This is a genomic window from Arthrobacter sp. P1_C12_2 (genome assembly GCF_056406415.1).
The window spans coordinates 511,184-535,913 of record NZ_JBFUAF010000001.1 but is presented as its reverse complement, the minus strand read 5'-3'; the positions used below and the strand labels follow the sequence as shown (position 1 = coordinate 535,913).

The following is a 24,730-nucleotide window of genomic DNA, read 5'->3' as shown; positions in this document are numbered from 1 at the left end:
AGCCTACCGGCCCACACAGCAACGCGGGGTCACGTCGCGCCCATGCCGGGCCCCACTATGGGCGCGATGTGACCCCGCGTTGCTCTGGCGGGAGTCAGCGGGTCCCCGGGCGGGATGCCGAGAAGACGGCCGGTGCTCCGCCGTCGCCGGTGGCGAGGTCGGCCAGGATCCTGCCCACGGCCGGCGTGAACTTGAATCCGTGACCGGAGAAGCCCGCGCCGATCACCACCGGGCCGATCCGGTCCAGGACAAAGTTCTCATCCACGGTGGTCGTGTAGGTGCAGCTGATGTCGGTGAGGGAGTCGGCGTCGACCCCGGGCAGCCAGTCCCGGGCGTAGCGCTGCAGGGCCGCCCGCTGTTCGGGCTCGGCCGTGAAGCTCCGACGGTCCGGATCCACCACCGGGCCCACCCCGTGCCATCCGGCTTTGATCCCCTCGCCCGGGGTTTGCATGCCGTAAACGGGCGAACGCCAGTATGCGTACGCGTCCCCGTGGCCGGGCATGTGGTTGAACCCCGGCCACTGGGCGCCCTCGTCGGTAATGGCGAAGTGTGCGGGCTGTTCCTGGGTGACCGTCAGCCGGGGCAGGGGCGCCACGCCAGCCAGCAGTTTCGTGGTCCAGCCGCCGGCGGTGACCACCGCCCGCCTCGCGGAGAGGATCTCGGTGCGACCGCCTGACTCGAGCGTGAGCCGGACGCTGTCGTCGAGGACTTTCAGATCAAGGACCTTCACATGATGGCGGATCTCGGCGCCGAGGCCGGCGGCGAGGCGCTGCAGGGCGGGCAACGCGGCGTCGGGGTTCAACTGGCCTCCGTCCGGCATGTGCAGCACGCGCTGGGCGAACCGGATGCCCCGCCAGCGCTCCGCGGCTTCCTCGGCGGAGAGGAACTCCGCCCGGAGCCCGGCGGCAAGCAGCGCGCTACGGACCTCGGGCAGCTGCGGGTCAGTGCCGTGGTTCACGACGCCGGTGCGCGCCATCAGGCGCTCGCCGGATTCGGTTTCCAGCTCTCGCCACAGCCGCGCCGCCTCGGCCAGCATGGCGACGTAGTCCGGATCCGCGTAGCCGGGGTTGAAGTTCCGGGTTGTGCCGTGGGAGGCGCCGTTGCGGTGGCCGGGCCCGAACTGCTCCAGCAGGGTCACGTCCCGGCCCCGCCGGGCCAGCGCCCACGCGGCCGCGGAGCCCATCGCGCCGCCACCGATGACCACAGTGTCCAGGGTTGTTTTCAAGGGTCCTCCTCCGGGGTTTTGTGCCGGCCTGCCCAGCCGGATCAGGCCAGCAGCAGGGCCACGCCGATCATGGCGGGCACAGCTACCACCGTAGTGATCAGCACGGTGTCTCTGGCTACTGTGACGCCGGTGCGGTAACGGCTGGCCGCGACAAACACGTTCTGGGCGGTGGGCAGAGCTGCCGTGACGACGGCGGCGAACAGCGCCTGTTCCTGCATGCCCAGGACAAAGCGGGCAAACAGGTACGCCACCAGCGGGTGGACAACGAGCTTGAAGAAGCTCGCCAGCAGGGCGTCCGGCCGGCGGCCGCCGGCCGCCTGCAGCGGCCTGGAACCGTTCAGGCTCATGCCGAAGGCGATCAGCATGGCCGGGATGGCGGCCCCGCCGATCAAGTGAATGGGCTCCAGGATCAGCGGCGGTACCTTCCAGCCGGTTGCGGCCACCAGGAGTCCCAGCCCGGTGCCCACGATCATCGGGTTGCGGAGGATCATGAGCACGAAACTCAGGGGCGTGGTGCGGTGCGAGCTGGTGGTGGCGTCCAACGCCATGAGGAACAAGGGGGTGAAGAAAGCCAGTTGGAAGATGAGCAGAGGTGCCACATAGCTGGCATCACCGAGCACGAAGACGGCGATGGGAATGCCGAGGTTGGCCGAGTTGGCCAAGGACGCGCTCATGGAGGAGATGAGGGCTTCCGGCACGGATCGCCGGAGCGCGAAGCGCACAATGCCAAAGAACAGGACCGCCGTCGTCACTGCCCCGACTGCCGTCACGAGCAGCGGCGCGGCAAAGACGTCGTGCAGTTTCGCCTTGCTGAGGGTCTCGAACAGCAATGCGGGGCTGGCCACAAAAAACGTCAGGGCGCTCAAGACGGGGCGGGCGTTCTCGCCCAGGATATTGCGCCGGCCCACGAACATGCCGACCAGGATGATGACCCAGACGACAAAGAATCCTGCCAGTACCCCTAGCACGCGGTTCTCCGCACCGGGGCGGGAGGGCGGCGGGTAGGGATCACCCGTCCAGAGTAATCAGCTTTATTCCGCAGGCCGTCCTATTACGCCCGACGGCGCGCTGCCGCTAGTTGAGCGCGGCGTTGTTCAGCGAGTGCGGCGGACGCATGAGGCCCGGCGTCATGCCCTCCGCGGGGTCGTTGCCGATCTGGACAATCTTGTTGTCCTGGTCAACGTGGACCACCTTGGGGTTGTACGCCTTGGCCTCTTCCGTGGTCATCTGGGCGTAGGTGATGAGGATGACGATGTCGTTCTCGTGCATCAGGTGGGCGGCGGCGCCATTGATGCCGATCACGCCCGAACCGCGCTCTCCGGCAATCGTGTAGGTCTCGAGCCGGGCGCCGTTGGTGACGTCGACAATCGCCACGAGCTCCCCGGGAAGGATGTCGGCCGCCTCCAGCAGATCCAGGTCCACGGTGACGGAACCGACATAGTGAAGGTCCGCGTGCGTGACCGTCGCGCGGTGGATCTTGGATTTGAATATTGTGCGATTCATAACGTCACCAGTCTAACGCGGGGCCGCGGCGCGCGCTGTGGCCCACTGCACACGCCGCGGGCCCGTCACGCGGGCCGGTCCGCGGGGGCCGGATCAAGAACGCCGGCGGCCGCCGCCGGCACGATTGATGCCGCGGTCACCGCGAGGATCTCCCGGGCCGCCAGCAGAGCCGGCCGCCTGGCGCTCGAGCGCCGCACCGAGGTGAACACCGTCCGGTGCGGATCCCCGGGCAGGTCCAGCAGCTGCGCGGTGGTGCCGCGGCCGGTCCACACGAGGTCGGGCATCAGGGCCACCGCATTTCCGGATTCGATCAGCCGGATCTGGGCCTGCAGGTCGGCGGTTTCAAAGCGGACGTCGGGCTCAAAGCCGGCGCTCCGGCACGCCTGCTCGGCCCAGTGCCGGGAGGCCGCTCCGCGCGGTTCCATCACCCAGGGCAGCCGCGCGGTATCGGACAGCGTCCTGATGGGGCCGCGTTCGGGCGAAGGGGGTGGAACGGCGAGCCGGATGGCGTCGCGGGTCAGGGCCACCCGGTCCAGTTCGGCGTAGTGCGGGGCGGCGTGGCCCGGGTACTGCTCGGCGATCACGAGGTCGAAGTCGCGGGCCCACGTCTCGTGAAGGGCCGTTTCCGGTTCCCGCTGGGTCATTTCCACCCGGACTTCCGGGTAGCTGGCGGTCATCCTGGTCAGGGTGTCCGGCATGAGTGCCAGCGCGGCGGACTGGAAGACCGCAATCCGCACGGTGCCTGTGACCGTGGTCAGTGACGCGGCCAGATCCGCCTCCGCCTGCTCCAGGGTCTCCAGGAGCTGGGAGGTGTGGGCCACGAGGACTTCGGCCTGGGGGGTCAGCTGCACCCGGCGCCCGGTCTTGCGGAGGAGCTCCACTCCGGCCTCCTTCTCAAGGAGGGCCAGCTGCTGCGAGACTGACGACGGGCTGTACTGGAGGGCTTCGGCCACTTCGGCCAAAGTGCCCCGGATCTTCAGTTCGCGCAACAGTCGCAATCGCCGGACGTCGAGCATCGCTATTCCTTTGTGAATTCTGATGGTTATTCGTTAAGAGAATTCACTTTATCTAATGCAATCGGGCTTGCATACTGTTGTCACTCGGTAACGCCCATCACAGGGTGGATTGATGGGCATCACACCCAAGCAGGAGGCCCTGATGGCTACACAGGATTCGGCGCAGTCGGTCATGCGGCGCAAGCCCATCGACGACATTGAAGAAGAAAACAAACACAGCGGATTGCACAGGAGCCTGGGGCTCTGGCAACTGACGGCCATCGGCGTCGGCGGCATTATTGGCGTCGGCATCTTCTCTCTGGCCGGCCTTGTGGCCCACGGCAGCGAGACCGAGCCCGGAGTCGGCCCGGCCGTGCTCGTCTCGTTCCTGATCGCCGGCCTGGCATCCGCCGCCGCGGCACTGTCCTACGCCGAGTTCGCCGGCATGATCCCGCGGGCAGGCTCCGCCTACACCTACGGTTACGTTGCCCTCGGCGAGATCATCGGCTGGTTTATCGGCTGGGACCTGCTGCTGGAGTACATCGCCATCGTGGCCGTGGTGGCCATCGGCATCTCGGGCTACTTCGATGCTGCCCTTTCCGGCATCGGCATCCATATGCCCGACTGGATGACCTCGACGCCGGATGAGGGCACGGGTGGCATCATCAACCTTCCCGCGATCCTCGTCTGCCTGCTGGTGACCTGGATCCTCTCCCGCGGCACCAAGACCTTTGGCCGCTTCGAGCTGATCGCCGTCGGCATCAAGGTGGTCCTGATCCTATTCATCATCGGCCTGGGCATCTTCTACATCAACACCAACAACTACAACCCGTTCTTCCCCAGCGGCTTCGGTCCCGTGGTGGCCGGCTCCGCCACGGTGTTCTTCGCGGTGTTCGGCTACGACGCCATGAGTACCGCGGCGGAGGAGGCCACGGACGGCAAGAAGCACATGCCGAAGGCCATCATCCTCTCGCTGGTCATTGCCATGCTGCTCTATGTCGCCGCCACCCTGGTGCTCACCGGCATGCAGAATTTCACGGAGATCGACCCCAAGGCCGGCTTCGCCTCCGCCTTCAACAGCGTCGGGCTGCCGGTGATCGCGACGATCATCTCCGTGTTCGCCGTCCTGTCCATCCTCACCGTCATGCTGACCTTCCTCCTCGGCGTCACCCGCGTCTGGTTCTCGATGAGCCGCGACGGGCTGCTGCCCGGCTGGTTCTCGAAGACGGACAAGCACGGCACGCCGCAGCGCGTGACCTGGATCGCCGGCGCCGGGGCCGCAGTCCTCGCCGGCATTCTCCCGATCAAGGCCGTGGCAGACCTGACCAACATCGGCATCCTGGCCGCGTTCGTCGTCGTGTGCCTGTCGGTGATCGTGTTCCGCTACAAGAAGCCCGACGCCCCGCGGACCTTCCGCCTGCCGCTGATGCCGCTGGTTCCGGCGTTCGGTGTGTTTGCCTCGCTGTTCCTGATGCTCCAGCTGCACTGGGAGACCTGGCTGCGGTTCGTCGTCTGGCTTGTGGTCGGCCTGATCATCTACTTCACCTACGGCCGCAAACACTCGCTGATGAACCCGGACAGCCCGCGGCACGAGGAGATCGTGGAGATGCACCGCCCCCTGCCGTAACTCCCCACCCCACGTTGCGCTATCACTTATGGCTCCCATCCACAGGTTTTAAGGGCCGGAAGTGATAGCGCAACGGGTCTTTAAGGGCCCGGATCCGGGGTGGTTGCCGAACGTTCGGACGGGAAAACAAAGCTTCGGTTTTTCTAACCGGTATTGCTCAGAAAACTTCGCTTTATCTTATGAAAATCCGGTCGCATACTGATTCATAAGAGGTCCACATTTTGAGAAAGAACGAGTTCCAACCATGACCAACATCTCCACGGAGCCCGGCGCAGCCACCGGAAACGCCGCAGGCAACGAAGCCACGCACGCCGCCGTTTCGGAAGGCTCTACGGTCCTTGAGGCCGCAGCCCTCGCCGAGGACACGATCGCGCTGGTGCGCCACTGGCTCACCGAAGCCGCAAAGGTGCCCGTCGACGCCTCGGCCGAGCAGCTCGCCGGGGTCCTGAAGGACCCCAACGGCCTGGACTTCACGGTCGGGTTCGTCGACGGCGTCGTTCGTCCCGAAGACCTGCAGGTCGCCGCCCGCAACCTCGCCGCCCTGGCCCCCAAGGTCCCGGCCTTCCTGCCCTGGTACATGCGCAGCGCGGTCCGCCTCGGCGGCACCATGGCCCCGGTCCTGCCCCAGGTGGTCATCCCGGTTGCCCGCCGGGTGCTCCGTGAAATGGTCGGCCACCTCATCGTGGACGCCACCGATGCCAAGCTGGGCCCGGCCATCGCCAAGATCCGCAAGGACGGCATCAAGCTCAACGTCAACCTCCTCGGCGAGGCCGTGCTCGGTGAGCACGAGGCCTCCCGCCGGCTCGAGGGCACGCACACCCTGCTGTCCCGGCCCGACGTCGACTACGTCTCGATCAAGGTCTCCTCCACGGTGGCCCCGCACTCCGCGTGGGCCTTCGATGAGGCCGTGGAGCACGTCGTGGAGAAGCTCACCCCGCTCTTCACCCGCGCAGCCTCCTTCCCCAAGACCAAGTTCATCAACCTGGACATGGAAGAATACAAGGACCTGGACATGACCATCGCGGTCTTCACCCGGATCCTGGACAAGCCCGAGTTCAAGAACCTCGAGGCCGGCATCGTGCTCCAGGCCTACCTCCCGGATGCACTGTCCGCCATGATCCGTCTGCAGGACTGGGCCGCCGCCCGCCGCGCCGACGGCGGCGCCGCCATCAAGGTCCGCGTCGTCAAGGGCGCCAACCTGCCGATGGAGCAGGTCGAAGCCTCCCTGCACGACTGGCCGCTCGCCACCTGGGGCACCAAGCAGGACTCGGACACCAACTACAAGCGCGTCATCAACTACTCGCTGCACCCGGACCGGATCCGCAACATCCGGATCGGCGTCGCCGGCCACAACCTCTTCGACATCGCCTTCGCCTGGCTCCTGGCCAAGCAGCGCGGCGTGGAGTCCGGCATCGAATTCGAGATGCTGCTCGGCATGGCCCAGGGCCAGGCCGAAGCCGTCAAGAAAGACGTCGGCTCCCTCCTGCTCTACACCCCCGTGGTCCACCCCGCCGAGTTCGACGTCGCGATCGCCTACCTGATCCGCCGCCTCGAAGAGGGCGCCAGCCAGGACAACTTCATGTCCGCGGTCTTCGAACTCAGCGAGAACGAAGCCCTCTTCGAGCGGGAGAAGCAGCGCTTCCTCGGCTCGCTCGCCAAGCTCGACGACGAGGTCCCGGCCCCGAACCGCCTGCAGAACCGCGCCCTCCCGGCCGCGCCGCTGCCGCACGAGTCCTTCGAGAACACCGCCGACACCGATCCGTCGCTGCCCGCGAACCGCGACTGGGGCCGCGCCATCCTGGGCCGCGTGACGACGTCGACACTGGGCAACGCCGCCGTCGAGGCCGCCACGATCAACGACGCCGAGACCCTGAACACGGTCATCGACACCGCCGTCGAGAAGGGCAAGGCCTGGGGTGCACTCTCCGGCGCCGAGCGCGCCGAAATCCTGCACCGCGCCGGCGACGTCCTCGAGGCCCGCCGCGCGGACCTCCTCGAGGTCATGGCCTCCGAGACCGGCAAGACGATCGACCAGGGCGATCCCGAGATCAGCGAGGCCGTCGACTTCGCGCACTACTACGCCGAGTCCGCCCGCAAGCTCGACGACGTCGACGGCGCCACCTTCGTCCCGGCCAAACTCACCGTCGTGACGCCGCCGTGGAACTTCCCGGTCGCCATCCCGGCCGGCTCCACCCTCGCGGCCCTCGCCGCCGGCTCCGCCGTCGTGGTCAAGCCCGCCAAGCAGGCCCGCCGCAGCGGCGCCGTCATGATCGAGGCCCTCTGGGAGGCCGGCGTTCCCCGCGACGTCCTCACCATGGTCCAGCTGGGCGAGCGGGAACTGGGCCAGCAGCTCATTTCCCACCCGGCCGTGGACCGCGTCATCCTGACCGGCGGCTACGAGACCGCCGAGCTGTTCCGCTCCTTCCGCAAGGACCTGCCCCTGCTGGCAGAGACCAGCGGCAAGAACGCCATCATCGTCACGCCGAGCGCGGACCTGGACCTCGCGGCCAAGGACGTCGCGTACTCCGCGTTCGGCCACGCCGGCCAGAAGTGCTCCGCCGCCTCGCTGGTGATCCTCGTCGGCTCCGTGGCGAAGTCGAAGCGGTTCCACAACCAGCTGATCGACGCCGTCACCTCGCTGAAGGTCGGCTACCCCCAGGACCCGGCGAGCCAGATGGGCCCGATCATCGAGCCGGCCAAGGGCAAGCTCCTGGAGGCCCTAACCACCCTCGGCCAGGGCGAGACCTGGGCCGTGGAACCGCGGAAGCTCGATGACACGGGCAAGCTCTGGAGCCCCGGCGTGCGCTCCGGCGTCCGCCGCGGATCCTACTTCCACCTCACCGAGTTCTTCGGCCCGGTCCTGGGCGTCATGACGGCGGAGACCCTCGAGGAGGCCATTGCGATCCAGAACCAGATCGAATACGGCCTCACCGCGGGCCTGCACTCGCTGAACACCGAAGAACTGGGGATCTGGCTGGACACCATCCAGGCCGGCAACCTCTACGTCAACCGCGGCATCACCGGCGCAATCGTCCAGCGCCAGCCCTTCGGCGGCTGGAAGAAATCCGCCGTCGGCGCCGGCACCAAGGCCGGCGGGCCGAACTACCTCGTCGGCCTCGGCGAATGGGTCAGTAAGCCCAGCACCGCCGCCGGCACGCCGGGCGCTGCTCCCGCCCACGCCGGCGTCCGCCGGATCGAGGACGCGGCCAAGGGCTTCCTGACCGCCGACGAACTCGCACCGCTCCAGCGCGCGCTCGCCTCCGACGCCCGCGCCTGGGCCGAAGAGTTCGGCACCGCGAAGGACGTCTCCGGCCTGAGCGCTGAGCGCAACGTCTTCCGCTACCGCGCACTGCCGGTCACGGTCCGCCTCGCGGAAGGCGAGCCGCTTGCCGGCCTCGTCCGGACCGTGGCCGCGGGCGTCCTGGCCGGGTCCGACCTGACGGTCTCCACCGCCGTCGAACTGCCCGCCCAGCTGCGCGCCGTCCTGTCCGGGCTTGGCATCGCCGCAACCGTCGAGAACGACGCCGAGTGGCTCGCTTCCGCCGGCACGCTCGCCGCGGCGGGCAAGCTCTCCGGAGCCCGGATCCGGCTGATCGGCGGAGACGCCAAGGCACTGTCCGAGGCCACGGGCGGACGCCCGGACCTGGCGGTGTATGTCCACCCCGTCACGGAAGCCGGACGCGTGGAACTGCTGCCGTTCCTGCACGAGCAGGCCATCAGCATCACGGCGCACCGCTTCGGTACGCCCAACCACATCTCGGATGCCCTGATCTAACCCGGGGCTGCTAAAACCCTGGCTCGGGCGTGCTAAAACGCCATCGCCGCTGTGCAGGCACCATCAGGTGCGGCATGGCGGCGACGGCGTTTAACGGCCGCGGCGGCGCTGGCCAAGCCGGCCCGCTAGAGCGTTAAGCGCTGGCGGGGCTAGCCGAAGTACCAGCCCGGCGGGACCCAGGAAGCGGGGACCGCGTGGGCGGAGAAATCGTCGCAGCCCGAGCAGAAGTAGGTGACCTCGCCGAGCTTGCTGACCGACCCGTCCCTCCGGAACGTGGCCGGGACGAAGGTCTCAAGGTAGATGAACTCGTCCGTGCCGCAGCGTTCGCAGTACGGGCTGGCCACATATTCGGACTCTGCGAGGGTGGCCGGGCGAATTCCCCCTTGCCCCGGGGCAGTCGCGTGCTGGACGGCGGCCGAGTGCTGCATTGCGGCGGCCGGGTGGTGCATCGCCGCCGCAGGGTGGGCCGGCACGGTCACCGGGCGGGCGGACTTTGGCGCATGGGTGGCGGGGGCGGACAGTCGGGGATGATTAATGGCGGGCATCAATGGCGGCCTATCCCGAACGCTCCGACGCCAGCCAAACGGCGTCAGCGACGGACAGCGTTCGTTTTTCGATTCGTTGTCGTGGGCCACTGCTTGACCTCGAACGGTTGATCTTGAGTAGTGTCAGGATAGATGAAGTACCTGCACCGTTCAATGGTCAAGTAAGTACTGCTCCCGTCCGGGTAGCCGGCCCCGTAAGTACTGCGGCAGGATCCGCGCCGGGACGCGGTGCCGCCCGTGCGTCAGGCCGGGCGCTTCAGGGTCCGGCCCACAATCGCCTGCGTGAGGGCGTCGATCACCTCGGTATTGGCCAGCGGATTGCGGATGAGCGTGAAATCGACGTCGCCCACGGGCGGCAGATCGAAACGGCGGGTGATGATTTTCAGGTCTTCCGGCACCAGGGAGGAAGGCATCACCGCCACCCCGATGCCGGCCCGGACGGCGGCCAGCACGCCGCTGATCTGCCGCGTGGTGCAGGTGATCCGCCAGGTGCGTCCGGTGGCCTCCAGGGCGTCGATCGCGAGCTTCCGGCTCAGGCTGGGGGAGGGGTAGGCGATCAGCGGGACAGGATCGGCCGGTTCCAGCACGGTCTGCTCCAGGCCGACCCAGGCGAAGGAGTCCTGCTGGACCACGGTCCCGTCCTTGGCCCCGGCCACCCATTTCACAAAGACGAGGTCCAGCTGACCGGCGTTGAGGCGCTTGTAGAGCTGGTCGCTCTGCCCGACCGTCAGCTCGAGGTTGATCTGCGGATAAATCTGCCGGAACTCCCGGAGGATGCGGGGCAGCCCGGTGATGGCGAGATCATCGGCCGTGCCGAAGCGCAGGCGCCCGCGCATGGCGGAGCCGGAGAAATAGCGGGCGGCGGAGTCGTGCGCGGCGAGGATGCTTCGGGCGAACCCGGCCATGGCGTCGCCATTGTCGGTCAGGCGCACATCCCGGGTGTCCCGGGCAATCAGCACCCGCTTGGCGGCGGTTTCCAGCTTGCGGACGTGCTGGCTGACGGTGGGCTGGGCCAGGCCGAGGCGTTCCGCGGCCTTCGTGAAACTCAGGGTTTCGGCCACGGCGAGGAACGAGCGGAGCTGGGCGGGTTCGAACATGGGGGTCTCCCGGATCGGGTGCCGCAAACCCTGCATTGCGTTTTGTAATGCGAGTTATGCGTGGAATAGGCTTCCATAATCTCTTGGGGCCAGCCTAGCGTTAAGTGCATCCCGCTCACCCGCTCTTTTGAGGACTTTTCCGTGGCACCCCCTCCGCCGCTAGAGGCGAACGCAGCATCCCTGCCGGACACCATCACCCAACCACTCGCCGTCGTCAACGAGCGCCTGCCCTGGCGCCACACATTCATTTCGCTGAAGGTCCGCAACTTCCGCATCTTCGCGATCGGGCACTTCGTCGCCGTCATTGCGCTCTGGATGCAGCGGATCGCCCAGGACTGGCTGGTGCTCCAGCTTTCCGGCTCCGTCACCGCCGTCGGCATCACCGTGGCCCTGCAGTTCCTGCCGTCCCTGTTCCTCGGCCCCTGGGCCGGCATGATGGCGGACCGCTTCGCGAAGCGGAAGATCCTCATGCTGTGCCAGTCGGTCGCCGCCGCGCTGGCCGCGGTCCTGGCCGTCCTAGCGCTCAGCCAGCGGATCGAGGTGGGGCACGTCTACGCGATCGCGCTGGTCCTGGGCCTGGTGACCGTGCTGGACCAGCCGGCCCGCCAGGTGTTCGTCAACGAGCTCGTGGGCCCCCGCTACCTGCGAAACGCGATCAGCGTGAACTCCACGATCTTCCAGCTCGGCGGCCTGATCGGTCCTGCGATCGCCGGGATCCTGCTGACCGCCGTCGGCGCCGGCTGGGCTTTTGCCGCCAACGCGGTGGCCTGCTGCTTCACGGTGGCCATGCTCCTGAGCCTGCGCAAGGACCAGCTGCATGTCAGCACGCCGGCCGCCAAGCGCCGGGGCATGCTGCGCGAAGGGCTGGACTATGCGCTCAGCAAGCCCACCATCTACTGGCCCTGGCTGATGGCCGGGTTCATCGCAGTGTTCGCGATGAGCCTGCCGGTGCTGCTGGCCGCGTTCGCGGACCACGTGTACGACGCCGGTGCCGGCGGCTACGGGCTGCTCAACACGCTCGTGGCCCTCGGGGCGCTGGCCGGAGCCATCACCTCGGCCCGGCGGCGCGCATTGCGGCTGCGGTCCGTGGTCCTGGGCGCCGGGATGTACGGGCTCATGCTGTGCCTGGCTTCGCTGGCGCCGTCGATGGCGTGGTTCGGCGCTGCCATGGTGCTGGCCGGTTTCTGGTGCCTGATGTTCCTGACCGCCGCGAACCAGCTGATCCAGGTCAGCGCCAACCTGGCCATCCGCGGCCGCGTGATGAGCCTGTACATCATGGTGCTGATCGGCGGCCAGGCGATCGGCGGCCCGATGATGGGCTGGCTTGCCGAGCACGCGGACCCGCACACCGCGGTGTTCGTTTCCGGGGGCGTGCCGGTGCTGGCCGCCGCGACCATCGCCGTCGTCCTCGCCCGGCGCGGGCAGCTCATGCTCAAGGTGGACCTGAAGGACCGCCGCCGGCTGCTGCGGATCGTTGGGACCCAGGGCAGCCGGCAGGCAGGCGCGACGTCCTAGATTGCCGCGGGTACTAGACCGCCCGGGGACGGTGCGGGAACTCCGGCTCCCGCTGCTGGAACTGCAGCACATCCGGGTTGAGGACCACGCCGTCGCGGATTTCGATCGCGCGGCGGATGGTCTCGTTCCCTGCCCAGGCCCCGGGGCCCGAGACCACGGTCTCCAGGAACGGCAGCAGCGCCTCGCTGATCTCCCAGCTGGCGGAATTCCAGAGATAGGACGGGCTGTGGTCCACGGCGTAGTAGTCGATGTGGTCACCGACCTGGAACATCGGCTCGGCGAAGGTGGTGGTTTTCGCCCAGCTAAAGCCCATGCCCTCGTCGCAGGACACATCCACGATCAGGCTGCCGGGCCGGAAGGCGGCAAGGTCCTCGGTGCGCAGGTAGGTCAGCGGCGCGTTGGGGTCCTGCAGCGTGCAGTTGACCACGATGTCGCTCGCGGCCAGGAACGGCGCCAGCGGCACGCGCCCGCGCTCGGTAATGACCTCGCTCAGGTACGGCGCCTCGCTGTCGTGGTCGAACTGCGCGATCCGGACCGAGTGTATGGGTGAGCCAACTGCGGCAACACCGCGGTTGGTCAGCACCTGCACGTCGTGGACGCCGTGGGCATTCAGCGCCGTCACGGCGCCGCGGGCGGTGGCCCCGAAGCCGATCACGACGGCGCTTAACCGGCGGCCGTAGTCTCCGGTGGAACCGGTCAGCGCCAGGGCATGCAGCACGGAGCAGTAGCCGGCGAGCTCGTTGTTCTTGTGGAAGACATGCAGGCCGAACCCGCCGTCGCTGGCCCAGTGGTTCATGGCCTCGAAGGCGATCAGCGTGAGTTTCTTGTCGATCGCCAGCTGGGTGATGGCCCGGTCCTGGACGCAGTGCGGCCAGCCCCAAAGGACCTGACCGTCCCGGAGTTCGGCCAGGTCCTCGGGTTGCGGCTTGGGCAGGAGGACGACGTCGGCATCCGCCAGCAGCTGCTGTCGCGGTGCGATCCGCCCCACGAGGGGCGCGAGCTCGGCGTCGGAACGGCCGAAGCGCTCGCCGTAGCCTTCCTCGAGGATCAACCGGTCCCGGATCTCCGGCGCGATGCGGTCCAGATGCAGGGGGTGGATCGGGAGGCGTCGCTCGTCCGGTTTGCGTGTGCTGGCCAGGATGCCGAGCGTGAGGTAATTCGGGGAACCGGTCACTTCTTTTTGGGGCTCGCCGTCTTTACGGCGGTCACCTTGTCGAGGGAGCTGGCCGGCGCCGAAGCAGCCCTCTTGTCAGCGCGCTTTTCCTTGATGGACTTGCCGGCTTTTTTGGATGCTGCTTGACGGGGGGACTTGTCAGCCATGATTGCTCCTGTAGCGGAACCGAAGAGGTTCCTGACTTCCGACGATACAGGTAGCAACCTAATGGGAGCCCGGGCATCTGGCGGAAGCCGGGAGCGGTGCGAACGCAGGCGGAGCGCTGGCTGCGGCAGAGGACGGATGGAGCGGCTGACGGGAATCGAACCCGCGTATCAAGCTTGGGAAGCTAGCGCTCTACCATTGAGCTACAGCCGCAGTGGGGCCAGTCTGAGTGCTGGACTTTGCCCCGGTGAAACAACGAGATTTACATTACCCCAGTCTGGCGGCCTCGTAGAACACCTCCGAACGTGCGGTGTCCGTGTCCGTCCCTGCGATGACCCCCCGTAACACTTCGCCGCGTCCCATAACTCTTCGGACACTCTTGGGTCAACGACTGCTGCGGGAGCCGGCATCGCGGACGCCGCTGTCTATCCTGAAATGGTTAGCTGCAGTTCGGGGGAAGCGGGCTACGCCCGTTGCCGTCCGCCGAGCAAGGATTTTCGTGGCATTCGCAGAGTACGACGTCGTCATCCACCGTGACGCCATGAGCGTGTACAACTTCCTCCTGGACCCGGGCCACCTGCCGCTCTGGCGCGAAGGGGTCCGGAGCGTGGAGCTGCTCTCGGGTGCCGCCGGTGCCAAAGGCGCCGTGTACCGGCAGACGGTCGCCGGGCCGGGCGGACGACCCGTCGCCGCGGACTTCGAAATCACCGAGGCCCGGACCGGGGCGGAAATCCAGTACCAGGTCATCGCCGGGCCGGCCCGGCCGCACGGCGGCTACTACCTGAGCACGGAGGGTCCCAGCACCCGCGTCCGGTTTGCCCTGAACTTCGAGCCCCGGGGGTTTGTGGTCCGGATGACGAACCCGTTCCGCCGGCGCATGAAGGCCGAGGTGGGCCAACTCGAGCGGCTCAAGTCCCTCCTCGAAGATATGCCCGCCGCGGAATAGACGGCCGGTGAAGTAACACTGGGCGGCTGCGCCCGTCCGTGAAGCCGGGCGGGGCGCCGTGCGGTATTTTTGAACCTGTGCTGATCTCTGACCGCGACATTCGAACCGAAATTGACTCCCAGCGGATTGTCCTCGAGCCGTTCGACCCCGTAATGGTCCAGCCGTCCTCGGTGGACGTGAGGATCGACAAGTTCTTCCGGCTGTTCGACAACCACAAATACGCCCACATTGATCCGGCCGAGGAGCAGCCCGAGCTGACCCGCCTGGTGGAAGTGGAGTCCGGCGAGCCGTTTATCCTGCACCCGGGGGAGTTCGTCCTGGGCTCCACGTACGAGACCGTGACGCTTCCGGACGACATCGCGGCGCGCCTCGAGGGCAAGTCCTCGCTCGGCCGGCTCGGCCTGCTGACGCACTCGACGGCGGGTTTCATCGATCCCGGTTTCTCCGGCCACGTCACGCTGGAACTGTCCAACATGGCCACGCTGCCCATCAAGCTGTGGCCCGGCATGAAGATCGGCCAGCTGTGCTTCTTCCGGCTGTCCTCGGCCGCGGAGCACCCCTACGGTTCGGGCGAATACGGCAACCGCTACCAGGGCCAGCGCGGCCCCACGGCCAGCCGCAGCCACCTGAATTTCCACCGCACCGACATCTAGGCCGGACGGCTGCGCCCGGCAGCCAAGCCAAGCCAAGCCAAGCCAAGCCAAGCCAAGCCAAGCCAGGCCAGGCCAGGCCAGGCCAGGCCAGGCCAGGCCAGGCAGCGCCGCGGTTCGGCCCGGCGGGAGCCCTACGCCGGGCCGGAGGTCCGGAACGCCGGCCCCCGCACCGGACGGCGCAGGAACCGGACGAGCGGTTCCACGAAGCGGGCGGCCAGCGGCCCCACGATCGCCATGATCAGAACATAGGCGGTGGCGAGGGCGGCCAGATCCGGGGGCACCACGCCGGAGGCAACGGCCAGGCCGGCAATGACAATCGAGAACTCGCCACGTGCAATCAGGGCCGCCCCCGCGCGGTAACGGCCGGGAACGCCGATCCCGGCGCGTTTGGCCGCCCAGTATCCGGTGATCACCTTGGTGGCTGCCGTCACCACGGCCAGCAACAAGGCCCAGCCCAGGACCGGGGGGATCGACCGGGGGTCGGTGTTGAGGCCGAAAACCACAAAGAAGATCGCCGCGAAGAGGTCACGGAGCGGTTCCAGGATGCGGGTGGCGCTGTGGGCCGTCGCGCCGGAAATCGCGATGCCGAGCATGAACGCCCCCACGGCCGCGGATACCTGCATGGCGGCGGCGAGCCCCGCCACAAGAAGGGCCGCGCCCAGCAGATTGAGCAGGAAAACCTCGGAATTCTCGCTGTGCACCGCCTTGGACACATGATGTCCGTGTCGCAGGGCCACCACCAAGACGAAGGTCACGACTGCCAGCGAGATGCCCACGGTGAGCAGCCCCACCATGAAGCTGACGCCGGCCAGCGTGGCGGTCAGGACCGGCAGGTACAGGGCCATGGCGAGGTCCTCGAAGACCAGGATGGACAGGACCACCGGGGTTTCCCGGTTGCCGATCCGGCCAAGATCGGTGATCACCTTGGCGGCGATCCCGGAAGATGAAATATAGGTGACGCCGCCCATCACCATCGCCCCCACGACGCCCCATCCGAGCATCACCGCGAGCCCGGCGCCGGGCAGGAAATTGAGCAGCAGGTCAAGGACGCCGGCCTGCCAGGACCGCCGCAGGCCGGTGACGAGCTCCGACGCCGTATATTCCAGCCCAAGCATAAGCAGCAGGAGGATCACGCCGATTTCGGCTGAAAGGTGGGCGAACTCGTGCATGCCTTCGAGCTTGACGAGGCCCCCGGCCCCGAAGAACAGCCCGCCTACCAGATAGAGCGGGATGGGGGACATGCCGATCCGCCCGGCCAGTCTGGCCAGCAGGCCGAGGCAGAAGACGACGGCCCCCAGCTCGATCAGGGTCAGTGCGAGCGGATCCATGCCGCTTATCCGTTGCGCAGGATGCCGGCCGCCGTGTCCAGGCCTTCTTGCGTGCCCACCGCAACGAGGAGGTCACCGGGGTGAAGGAGGACGTCGGGTCCCGGGGAGGGCAGGACCTCACCTTCGCGCATGATGGCCACGATCGAGACCCCGCTGCGGGTCCGGATGCACGCCTTCCCCATCGGCTGGTTCTGGAAGGGGGACTCAGCGCTGATTGAAAACTGGCGCGTGACAATGCCCGGAATTTCCCGGTGGGCTTCCGAGAGTTTCATGGCAAGGCGCTGGCCGCCCAGGAGGTTGCCCAGGGTGGCGGCCTCGTCCGCGGTCAACGGGACGGAAGCCTGGCAGGTGTCAGGATCGTCCCAGGTCGAGACGATGAGTTCCGTCTGGCCTTCGCGGTATTCGACAACGCCGATCCGGCGTCCGGAGGCAGTCATGAAGTCCTTGCGCCGGCCGAGGCCGGGGAGGTCCGTCTCATCCACGTTCATAACATCAGCCTAGTGCGCGAACCGGCGATTCGGCCGCCTCAGGACTCGGGGACCACCGCGATTTCGGTCTGGTCGGGGGCCTTGACCGGCAGGAGCACGAGCAGGCCCACGAGGAGCACCACCATAATGCCGAGGATGCCCCAGCGCTGGGCCTCGCCGTCGGCCACGAAGGGGGCTGCGACGGCGATGCACAGGGTGAAGAGGGCGGGCGCAAGGAAGCTCACGGCCCGGCCCGTGGTGGCGTAGAGGCCGAAGAGCTCGCCGGATTCGCCGTGCGGGGCGAGCCGGGCGAGGTAGGCGCGGGAGGACGACTGGGCCGGTCCCACGAAGAGGCACAGCAGCAGGCCGAAGATCCAGAATGTGGTGGTCCCGGCCCACGCCATGCCAAGGAATTCGTAGCTCCCGTTGCCGAGGACCAGGATCGCGGTGCCCGCGACCAGCAGGCCGGCGAGGGACGCGATAATCACGGTCTTCGGCCCGATCTTGTCATCCAGGAAGCCGCCGAGGATGGCGCCGACGGCCGCCACGACATTTCCGAAGATCGCGAAGAAGATGACGTCCTTGAGTTCGAAGCCAAAGGTGCCGGCCGCGATCACCCCGCCAAAGGTGAATACCGCTGCCAGCCCGTCCCGGAAGATGGCGCTCGCGAGGAGGAAGTAGATGGTGTGCGGGCTGGTCCGGTAAATCGCCTTGATGCGCCGGACGAGCAGGCCGTAGGAGGCGAGGAGCCCCAGCCCGGCGCCCTGCTCCGAGCGTGGCAGCTCCGGGACCGCGAACAGCACGGGCAAGGCAAAGATGAGGAACCACAGGGCCGAAAAGACTGCCACCAGCCGGATGTTCAGGCTGTCCGCGGTGGAGGCGCCAAACCAGTCGAGGCTGGGCTGGACAAAGAGCTGGAGCACAATCAGCAGCGCCACGATGCCGCCGAGATACCCCATTCCCCAGCCGAAGCCGCTGACCTTGCCGATGTTCCGCGGGGTGGAGATCTGGGTGAGCATGGCGTTGTAGTTGACCCCGGCAAACTCGAAGAAGACGTTGCCCAGCGCTATCAGCGTGACGCCCAGGATCAGGAAGTCCGGCCGCGGGAAGACGAAGAAGCACAGCCCGGTCAGGACGACGACGGCGGCCGTGTTGAGCCCCAGCCACAGCTTCCGCCGGCCGCCGGTGTCCGAACGCTGCCCGGTGACCGGGGCCAGGAGGGCGACGGCCACGCCGGCGACGGCCAGTGCGGCGCCCAGGACTGCCGAGGCCTGATCCTCCCCGCCGAATGCCGTGGAGGTCAGGTAGACGGTGAAAACAAACGTTGTCATGACGGCGTTGAAGGCTGACGAACCCCAGTCCCACGAGGCCCACGCGAGGATCCGGCCCCGGTGCGGGATGGAACTTCCGGATTCCAGTTCCGAGGGGCGCATGGCCTCGGGGGCGGCGGCAGTGTTCATAGCCAGAATCGTAGCCGTCCCGGGCCTCCTTCGAGGGGCAGCGGGCAGTGTCTCCGGCGGGTTTTGCCAGGCATGGTTTAGCTCCGGCTTCGCTTTTGCGTCGAATTGTTCCGGGCCGGTCTTCAGGGGCCGGTGTCCCTGCCAAAAAGAATTTGTACACGCTTGGTAAACTGTCGGCACCGAACCTAACAAATGAACCGCCTGCTCCAACTTGCTGACAATCGACTTTCTGACGTTGCGGAGATACCAGTGATCACAGTCCTTGCCGTGCACTTTGCGGTTGCCGCTGTGGCCCCGCTGCTGTTCCGAAAGTTTGGCAGGAATGCGTTCTTCGCCCTGGCCGCGGTCCCCGCGGCCTCCTTTATCTGGCTGCTCCTGCAACACAACGCAATCTATTCAGACACCGGCAATCCGGCCGGGGCGATTACCGAAGTGGTGCCCTGGATTCCCGGGCTGCAGCTCGAACTCGCGTTCCGGATGGATGCCCTGGCCTGGGTCATGTCCCTGCTGGTGCTGGGGGTGGGTGCGCTGGTGCTGCTCTATTGCGCCCGCTACTTCAAGGACAAGGACGACTACCTCGGCGGATTCGGCGCCCAGCTCCTGGCCTTCGCCGGTGCGATGTTCGGCCTCGTCATTGCTGATGACCTCCTGCTGCTGTTCATCTTCTGGGAACTGACCACGGTGCTGTCCTACCTGCTGATCGGCTACGCCCGCACCCGGCTGTCCGCGCGGCGCTCGGCGCTGCAGGCACTCGTGGTGACCACCGCCGGCGGCCTGGCCATGCTCGTGGGGCTCATCATCCTCGGTTCGACGGCCGGAACCTACCGGATCCAGGCCATCATGGACCTGGCTCCCACCCTGGTCGCCGGCCCCGCAGCCGGGGCCGTGAACGCCGCCGTCGTCCTCATCCTGGTCGGGGCGATCACCAAATCCGCCCTGGTGCCGTTCCACTTCTGGCTCCCCGGCGCGATGGCTGCCCCCACACCCGTGAGCGCCTACCTGCACGCCGCCGCCATGGTGAAGGCCGGGATCTACCTGGTGGCCCGGCTGGCCCCCGGGTTCGCGGACACCCCGCCGTGGCTGCCGATCGTGCTCGGCCTGGGCCTGGCCACCATGCTGGTGGGCGGCTACCGGGCCCTCCGGCAGACCGATATCAAGCTCATCCTGGCCTATGGCACCGTGAGCCAGCTGGGCTTCATGATCATGGTGGTCGGCCTCGGTACTCCCGACGCGGCGCTCGCCGGAATAGCACTGCTCCTGGCGCACGGGCTGTTCAAGGCCACGCTCTTCCTGGTGGTGGGCATCATCGACCACCAGGCCGGGACCCGGGACATCCGCGAGCTCTCCGGCGTCTACGGCTCGGCCCGGGCACTGGCGGTCGTAGCGGCGATCGGCGCGGCCTCGATGGCGGGCGTGCCTCCGTTGGCCGGCTTCGTCGCCAAGGAATCGGTGTACGAGGCCTTCATTCAGTACAAATCGGAGACCGGGACCGGGCCCTGGCTGCTGGCGGGTGTGGTCCTGGGCTCCGTCCTGACCTTCGCCTACAGCGCCCGGTTCATGTGGGGCGCCTTCGCCCTCAAACCCGGCGTGGAGCCCACGGCCTTCAAACCGGTCAAACCCGCCTTCCTTGCCGCACCGGCGATCCTGAGCCTCCTCACGATCCTCTACGGGCTATGGCCCGCCCCCGTTGACAGCTGGATCCAGCCCTACGCGGAGCTTTTTGTGCACGGCTCCGAGGCCCCGCCCGGGCACCTGGCGCTGTGGCACGGCATCACCCCGGCCCTGGGGCTGACCGCGGTGACGTTCGTCCTGGGCCTGGCCATGTTCTACGGCCGCAATGCTGTGGCCCGGTTGCAGGCGCTGGTGCCGGGCTGGATCGACAGTGACCGCGCCTATCAACTCACCATCGGCGCCCTGGACGACACCGCGGTCTGGGTCACCGGCCGGACCCAGCGAGGTTCGCTGTTCTTCTACCTGTCCGTCATCCTGACCGTGGCGTTCGTCCTGCCGCTGACGGCGCTGCTGCTGGCCAACAAGCCGCTGCCGGACGGTCTCTATGTCATCGATCCCGGCTCGCCGCTGCAGCTGGTGGCCGGCGCCGGGATCGTGATCGGGGCGCTGGCCGCGGTGCGCGCCAACAAACGGTTCCTGGCCGTCCTGATGGTGTCCGTCACCGGCTACGGGATTGCCATGATGTTCGCCCTGCAGGGAGCCCCGGACCTTGCCCTGACCCAGATGCTCGTCGAAACCATGATCCTGGTGGCGTTCGTGCTGGCCATGCGAAGCCTTCCGCCGGGGCTGCGCGACCGCACCGGAGGCAAATACCGGGTCATCCGCGTGGTGATCGGCCTGGCATTCGGCGTCACCATGATTTTCGTCGCCATCTACGCCCTCGGCGCCCGGGTGGCACCGCCGGTCTCCCTGCAGTTCCCGCAACTGGCCTATGAGGGCGGCGGCGGCCTCAACGTCGTCAACGTGACCCTGGTGGACATCCGGGCCTGGGACACCTTTGGCGAGATCTCCGTCCTGGCCCTGGCCGCCACAGGCGTGGCCAGCCTCATCTTCGTCCGCGGCCGCGGCGACCGCATCCGGACATCCGCGACCGTCGCGGAAGGGACCGTGGGCCGGCGGACCGGAGCCAGGGGCAGCACCAGGGAAGATGCCGCCCTGGCGATGAACCGGCGGTTTGCTGCCGCCACGCGCGACGCCTGGCTGGTGGCCGGCCGGACCCTGGCACCCGAACGCCGCTCGATCATTTTCGAGGTGGTCACCCGTCTCATCTTCCACTCGATGATCGTGTTCTCCATCTATCTGCTGCTCGCCGGCCACAACCTGCCCGGTGGTGGCTTCGCCGGCGGCCTCACCGCCGGCCTCGCCCTGACCATCCGCTACCTGGCCGGCGGCCGCTTCGAACTCCGCGAAGCGACTCCCGTCGGCGCCGGCACCCTGCTGGGGATCGGCCTGGCCACGGCGGCGGTCGCCGGAATGACGCCGCTGCTGCTGGGCGGCGAGGTGTTCCAGAGCGCCATCGTGGAGCTGTGGCTGCCCGTCTTCGGCGACATAAAGTTCGTCACCTCGACCATCTTCGACATCGGTGTCTACGTCGTGGTCGTCGGACTGGCCCTGGACGTGCTGCGCAGCCTCGGTGCGGAGATCGACGAGCACTTCGAAGAACAGCCCGAGCCAGCCGAAGACGAGCAGTCCGAAGACCAAGACAACGGCGGCGTCCCGGGCGGAGTCCCCACCGAGGCCGCCGACGCGGAAACCACTGCCAAGGGGAGAACATGAGCGTCAACCTGACCCTGCTGACGGTCATGGGCGCCCTCTACGCCTGTGGCATCTACCTGCTACTTGAACGCAGCCTCACCCGGGTCCTGCTGGGCCTCATGCTGCTGGCCAACGCCACCAACCTGCTGATCCTCGCCACCGGCGGCTACGCCGGGCTGGCGCCGCTCTTCGACAAGGACACTCCGGCGGGGGAATACAACGACCCCCTGCCGCAGGCCCTGATCCTGACCTCGATCGTGATCTCCTTCGCCGTCACGGCGTTCATGCTGGGCATCATCTACCGCACCTGGGTCCTGGCCCGCCAGGATGAAATCCAGGACGACGCCGAGGACCGCCGCGTCGCGGAAACGCCAAGTTTCGATGCCGAGGACGACTCCGTGATCCCGGCCGAGACTTCAGAGTTCCCGCTGGCCGCGGTCATGTCCGGTGACCGCCCCGTGCGGGCCGACAAGGCCGCCTCCGAAGAACAGCCCGGCTCCCTGAACGTTGACCCCAGCCCGGAAGGAGGCGGAGAGTGAACATCACCAGCCTTGCCCCGCTCGCCGTCGTACTCCCGATCCTGGGCGCCGCCCTGACGTTCCTGCTCATCCATCACCCCCGGGCGCAGCGCGCGGTCAGCATCGCCGTCCTGACCCTGACCCTGCTGCTGGAGTGCTGGCTGCTGGCCTCCGTCTGGGATGGCGGCACGGCCGCGGTGAACATCGGCGGCTGGCTGCCGCCGTGGGGCGTCGTGCTGGTGGTGGACCAGTTCTCCTCGCTCATGCTCGTGGTGTCCTCGGCTGTGAGCCTTGCGGTGCTGATCTACGCAACGGGCCAGGGCATGGCCGACGGCGACCGCGACGCGCCGGTCTCGATCTTCCACCCGACCTACCTGATCCTCGTGGCCGGGGTGTCCAACGCCTTCCTCACCGGAGACCTCTTCAACCTCTACGTCGGCTTCGAGATCCTGCTGACGGCCAGCTACGTGCTCATCACCCTCGGCGGGACGGGCCCGCGCATCCGGGCCGGCGTGACCTACGTGGTGGTGTCCGTCGTGTCCTCGGTGCTGTTCCTGATCGCGATCGCCATGGTCTACGGCGCCACCGGAACCATCAACATGGCGGACCTCGCCATCAAGCTCGGGGACCTCGACCAGGGCACCCGGACGCTGCTGCACGTCATGCTGTTGGTGGCCTTCGGCATCAAGGCCGCCGTCTTCCCGCTGTCCTTCTGGCTCCCTGACTCCTACCCCACCGCACCGGCCCCGGTCACCGCGGTGTTTGCCGGGCTGCTGACCAAGGTGGGCGTCTATGCGATGGTCCGCACGGAGACGCTGCTCTTCCCGGGGGATGCGCTTAACGCCCCGCTCATGGTCGCGGCGCTGTTGACCATGGTGGTGGGAATCCTCGGCGCCCTGGCCCAAAGCGACATCAAGAGGCTCCTGTCCTTCACCCTGGTCAGCCACATTGGCTACATGGTGTTCGGCCTGGCCATGTCCACGGTGGCCGGCCTGGGCGCCGCGGTGTTCTACGTGGCCCACCACATCACCGTCCAGACCAGCCTGTTCCTGGTGACCGGCCTGATTGAACGCCGCGGCGGCAGTTCGTCCATGGACCGCGTGGCCGGGCTGGCCAAGCTCTCCCCGGTCTTGGGGGTCCTGTTCTTCATTCCCGCCATGAACCTCGCCGGAATCCCGCCGTTCTCCGGTTTCCTGGGCAAGCTGGGGCTGCTTCAGGCAGGCGTCGAACTGGGCACGCCGCTGGCCTACGCGCTGGTGATCGGCGGCGTGCTGACAAGCCTGCTGACCCTGCTGGCGATCGCGAGGGTCTGGAACCGGGCGTTCTGGCGCAAGCCCGAGGACGCCGAACACCCCGACCCGGTGCTCCTGGCGGCACCGGCCGACTCCGCCACGGGGGACCGGGCCGGCAAGACGAATGTGACCCTGCTGCCCCGCACCATGGTGGGCTCCACCCTGGGCCTGGTGGTCTTTGGCGTGGCCCTGACGGTCTTTGCCGGGCCGCTGTTCAGGGTGGCCGACCAGTCCGCCCAGGAGATGCTGGACAGGACCCCCTACATCCAGGCTGTGCTTGGCCAGGACGCGCCCGTGCCGCCGGTGCCTGCGTCGGTCCAGCCCGTACAGCGCCAGCAGCAAGGCCAGGAGCAGGGCCAGCCGCAGGGCGGCGGGAAATGAACCGGAAGAGGATCTCCCTGCGTCAGGAACTGCCGCTGCTGGTGTGGCTCGTCTTTGTCTGGGGCGCACTGTGGCAGAACTTCAGCCCGGGCAATCTCCTGTTTGGTGCCCTCATCGCCGTGCTCGTGGCGCGCATCTTCTATCTGCCCCCGGTGGAACTCGGCGGCCGCTTCAACGTGCTCCGCGCCGTGCCCTTCGCCCTCATTTTCCTCGGAAAAGTCGTCGCGGCAAGCTTCCAGGTCCTGTACCTGGCCGTGGTCCGCGGCCCGGACGTGGTCAGCGCAATCGTCGCCGTGCCGCTCCGGAGCCATTCGGACCTCCTGGTCACGGCCACCGGGCATGTGATCTCGCTGATTCCCGGGTCCCTCGTGGTGGAGGTGGACAGGTCAACGTCCACGCTCTACATCCACGGCATCAACGTCCGCAATGCTGAGGACGCGGCCAGGCTGCGCAAGGAGGTCCGGGACACCGAGGCCGGGCTGATCAGGATCATGGGGACCAAAGACGAACTTTCCGCCCTGACACAGGAGATCGCCGCATGATGCAGACCGTCCTGACGGTGACCGCCGTCGTACTGTCCCTGGCCGCCGCGGGGGCGATCATCCGGATCGGGCGGGGCCCCTCGCTGCTGGACCGGGTTCTCGCCGCCGACGTGCTGCTGGCCATTTTCGGGGCGGCCCTGTGCATCGATATGGCCGTCAACCGGCACCTCAACAACCTGATGCTGCTCGTTGCGATTTCCCTGATCGGCTTCGTCGGGTCGGTGACCGTGGCCCGGTTCGTGGCCGACAGGCGGGAGGGTGTCCGTGAATCCTGAC

General features: G+C 67.5%; 21 protein-coding genes and 1 tRNA gene. 10 read left to right on the top strand and 12 right to left on the bottom strand.

The window, feature by feature from the left end:
• Positions 1-94 precede the first annotated feature (94 nt).
• From AC1DZQ_RS02515 to AC1DZQ_RS02500, 4 genes are all read right to left on the bottom strand, one after another.
• On the bottom strand, positions 95-1,225 hold the full coding sequence (locus tag AC1DZQ_RS02515; protein WP_476961997.1) for an FAD-dependent oxidoreductase: 1,131 nt from the start codon (positions 1,223-1,225) through the stop codon (positions 95-97).
• A 41-nt stretch (positions 1,226-1,266) separates the two neighbouring features.
• Positions 1,267-2,193 carry an AEC family transporter gene (locus AC1DZQ_RS02510; RefSeq protein ID WP_476961996.1) on the bottom strand — a complete coding sequence of 309 codons (927 nt, stop codon included), beginning with the start codon at positions 2,191-2,193 and terminating at the stop codon, positions 1,267-1,269.
• 106 nt (positions 2,194-2,299) lie between these two features.
• Positions 2,300-2,728, bottom strand: a complete 429-nt coding sequence (panD, locus tag AC1DZQ_RS02505) for an aspartate 1-decarboxylase (RefSeq protein WP_028275366.1) — start codon at positions 2,726-2,728, stop codon at positions 2,300-2,302.
• A 65-nt stretch (positions 2,729-2,793) separates the two neighbouring features.
• Positions 2,794-3,744, bottom strand: coding sequence for a LysR family transcriptional regulator (locus tag AC1DZQ_RS02500; protein ID WP_476961995.1), 951 nt, complete (start codon positions 3,742-3,744; stop codon positions 2,794-2,796).
• Between the two features lie 142 nt (positions 3,745-3,886).
• On the opposite strand from AC1DZQ_RS02500, the gene AC1DZQ_RS02495 reads away from it, so the two are divergent.
• Positions 3,887-5,350, top strand: a complete 1,464-nt coding sequence (locus AC1DZQ_RS02495) for an amino acid permease (protein ID WP_476961994.1) — start codon at positions 3,887-3,889, stop codon at positions 5,348-5,350.
• A 244-nt stretch (positions 5,351-5,594) separates the two neighbouring features.
• On the top strand, positions 5,595-9,125 hold the full coding sequence (locus AC1DZQ_RS02490) for a bifunctional proline dehydrogenase/L-glutamate gamma-semialdehyde dehydrogenase (RefSeq protein WP_476961993.1): 3,531 nt from the start codon (positions 5,595-5,597) through the stop codon (positions 9,123-9,125).
• A gap of 149 nt (positions 9,126-9,274) precedes the next feature.
• On the opposite strand, the gene AC1DZQ_RS02485 is transcribed toward AC1DZQ_RS02490, so the two are convergent.
• Positions 9,275-9,670 carry a hypothetical protein gene (locus AC1DZQ_RS02485; RefSeq protein WP_476961992.1) on the bottom strand — a complete coding sequence of 132 codons (396 nt, stop codon included), beginning with the start codon at positions 9,668-9,670 and terminating at the stop codon, positions 9,275-9,277.
• A gap of 242 nt (positions 9,671-9,912) precedes the next feature.
• A complete protein-coding gene (locus tag AC1DZQ_RS02480) occupies positions 9,913-10,767 on the bottom strand; it encodes a LysR substrate-binding domain-containing protein (RefSeq protein ID WP_476961991.1) in 855 nt (284 codons plus the stop codon).
• Positions 10,768-10,908: 141 nt separating this feature from the next.
• Between AC1DZQ_RS02480 and AC1DZQ_RS02475 the strand changes: the two genes are divergently transcribed.
• Positions 10,909-12,282 (top strand): MFS transporter, encoded by a 1,374-nt coding sequence (locus tag AC1DZQ_RS02475; RefSeq protein WP_476961990.1) that lies wholly within the window; start codon positions 10,909-10,911, stop codon positions 12,280-12,282.
• Between the two features lie 13 nt (positions 12,283-12,295).
• On the opposite strand, the gene AC1DZQ_RS02470 is transcribed toward AC1DZQ_RS02475, so the two are convergent.
• From AC1DZQ_RS02470 to AC1DZQ_RS02460, 3 genes are all read right to left on the bottom strand, one after another.
• A complete protein-coding gene (locus tag AC1DZQ_RS02470; protein ID WP_476961989.1) occupies positions 12,296-13,456 on the bottom strand; it encodes a N(5)-(carboxyethyl)ornithine synthase in 1,161 nt (386 codons plus the stop codon).
• Positions 13,453-13,602 carry a hypothetical protein gene (locus AC1DZQ_RS02465; protein WP_476961988.1) on the bottom strand — a complete coding sequence of 50 codons (150 nt, stop codon included), beginning with the start codon at positions 13,600-13,602 and terminating at the stop codon, positions 13,453-13,455. Before AC1DZQ_RS02465 ends, AC1DZQ_RS02470 begins: the two co-directional genes overlap by 4 nt.
• 137 nt (positions 13,603-13,739) lie before the next feature.
• Positions 13,740-13,813 (bottom strand) — tRNA-Gly (locus AC1DZQ_RS02460).
• 286 nt (positions 13,814-14,099) lie between these two features.
• Here AC1DZQ_RS02460 and AC1DZQ_RS02455 point away from each other — a divergent pair.
• Together AC1DZQ_RS02455 and dcd are read left to right on the top strand one after the other, a co-directional pair.
• Positions 14,100-14,546, top strand: a complete 447-nt coding sequence (locus tag AC1DZQ_RS02455; protein ID WP_476961987.1) for an SRPBCC family protein — start codon at positions 14,100-14,102, stop codon at positions 14,544-14,546.
• A gap of 77 nt (positions 14,547-14,623) precedes the next feature.
• Positions 14,624-15,199 carry a dCTP deaminase gene (gene dcd, locus AC1DZQ_RS02450; protein WP_476961986.1) on the top strand — a complete coding sequence of 192 codons (576 nt, stop codon included), beginning with the start codon at positions 14,624-14,626 and terminating at the stop codon, positions 15,197-15,199.
• 131 nt (positions 15,200-15,330) lie between these two features.
• Here dcd and AC1DZQ_RS02445 read toward each other — a convergent pair whose 3' ends face one another.
• Genes AC1DZQ_RS02445 through AC1DZQ_RS02435 form a run of 3 tightly spaced genes read right to left on the bottom strand, consistent with a single transcriptional unit; the run spans position 15,331 to position 18,454 of the window.
• The gene (locus AC1DZQ_RS02445; RefSeq protein ID WP_476961985.1) at positions 15,331-16,527 is read right to left on the bottom strand and encodes a cation:proton antiporter; all 1,197 of its coding nucleotides are present in this window, start codon (positions 16,525-16,527) and stop codon (positions 15,331-15,333) included.
• 5 nt (positions 16,528-16,532) lie between these two features.
• Entirely contained in the window at positions 16,533-17,015 is a 483-nt protein-coding gene (locus tag AC1DZQ_RS02440) for a cation:proton antiporter regulatory subunit (RefSeq protein WP_476961984.1), read from the bottom strand.
• A gap of 38 nt (positions 17,016-17,053) precedes the next feature.
• Positions 17,054-18,454: an MFS transporter gene (locus AC1DZQ_RS02435; protein ID WP_476961983.1), complete on the bottom strand. Its 1,401-nt coding sequence runs from the start codon at positions 18,452-18,454 to the stop codon at positions 17,054-17,056.
• Positions 18,455-18,703: 249 nt separating this feature from the next.
• On the opposite strand from AC1DZQ_RS02435, the gene AC1DZQ_RS02430 reads away from it, so the two are divergent.
• From AC1DZQ_RS02430 to AC1DZQ_RS02410, 5 genes are read left to right on the top strand one after another with little or no spacing between them, the layout of a single operon-like run.
• Positions 18,704-21,742 (top strand): Na+/H+ antiporter subunit A, encoded by a 3,039-nt coding sequence (locus tag AC1DZQ_RS02430; protein ID WP_476961982.1) that lies wholly within the window; start codon positions 18,704-18,706, stop codon positions 21,740-21,742.
• The gene (locus AC1DZQ_RS02425; protein WP_476961981.1) at positions 21,739-22,260 is read left to right on the top strand and encodes a Na(+)/H(+) antiporter subunit C; all 522 of its coding nucleotides are present in this window, start codon (positions 21,739-21,741) and stop codon (positions 22,258-22,260) included. The genes AC1DZQ_RS02430 and AC1DZQ_RS02425 overlap by 4 nt, the downstream gene beginning before the upstream one ends.
• Positions 22,257-23,912 carry a Na+/H+ antiporter subunit D gene (locus AC1DZQ_RS02420; protein WP_476961980.1) on the top strand — a complete coding sequence of 552 codons (1,656 nt, stop codon included), beginning with the start codon at positions 22,257-22,259 and terminating at the stop codon, positions 23,910-23,912. The genes AC1DZQ_RS02425 and AC1DZQ_RS02420 overlap by 4 nt, the downstream gene beginning before the upstream one ends.
• On the top strand, positions 23,909-24,454 hold the full coding sequence (locus AC1DZQ_RS02415; RefSeq protein WP_476961979.1) for a Na+/H+ antiporter subunit E: 546 nt from the start codon (positions 23,909-23,911) through the stop codon (positions 24,452-24,454). Before AC1DZQ_RS02420 ends, AC1DZQ_RS02415 begins: the two co-directional genes overlap by 4 nt.
• The gene (locus AC1DZQ_RS02410) at positions 24,451-24,729 is read left to right on the top strand and encodes an MrpF/PhaF family protein (RefSeq protein WP_476961978.1); all 279 of its coding nucleotides are present in this window, start codon (positions 24,451-24,453) and stop codon (positions 24,727-24,729) included. Before AC1DZQ_RS02415 ends, AC1DZQ_RS02410 begins: the two co-directional genes overlap by 4 nt.
• Position 24,730 lies beyond the last annotated feature (1 nt).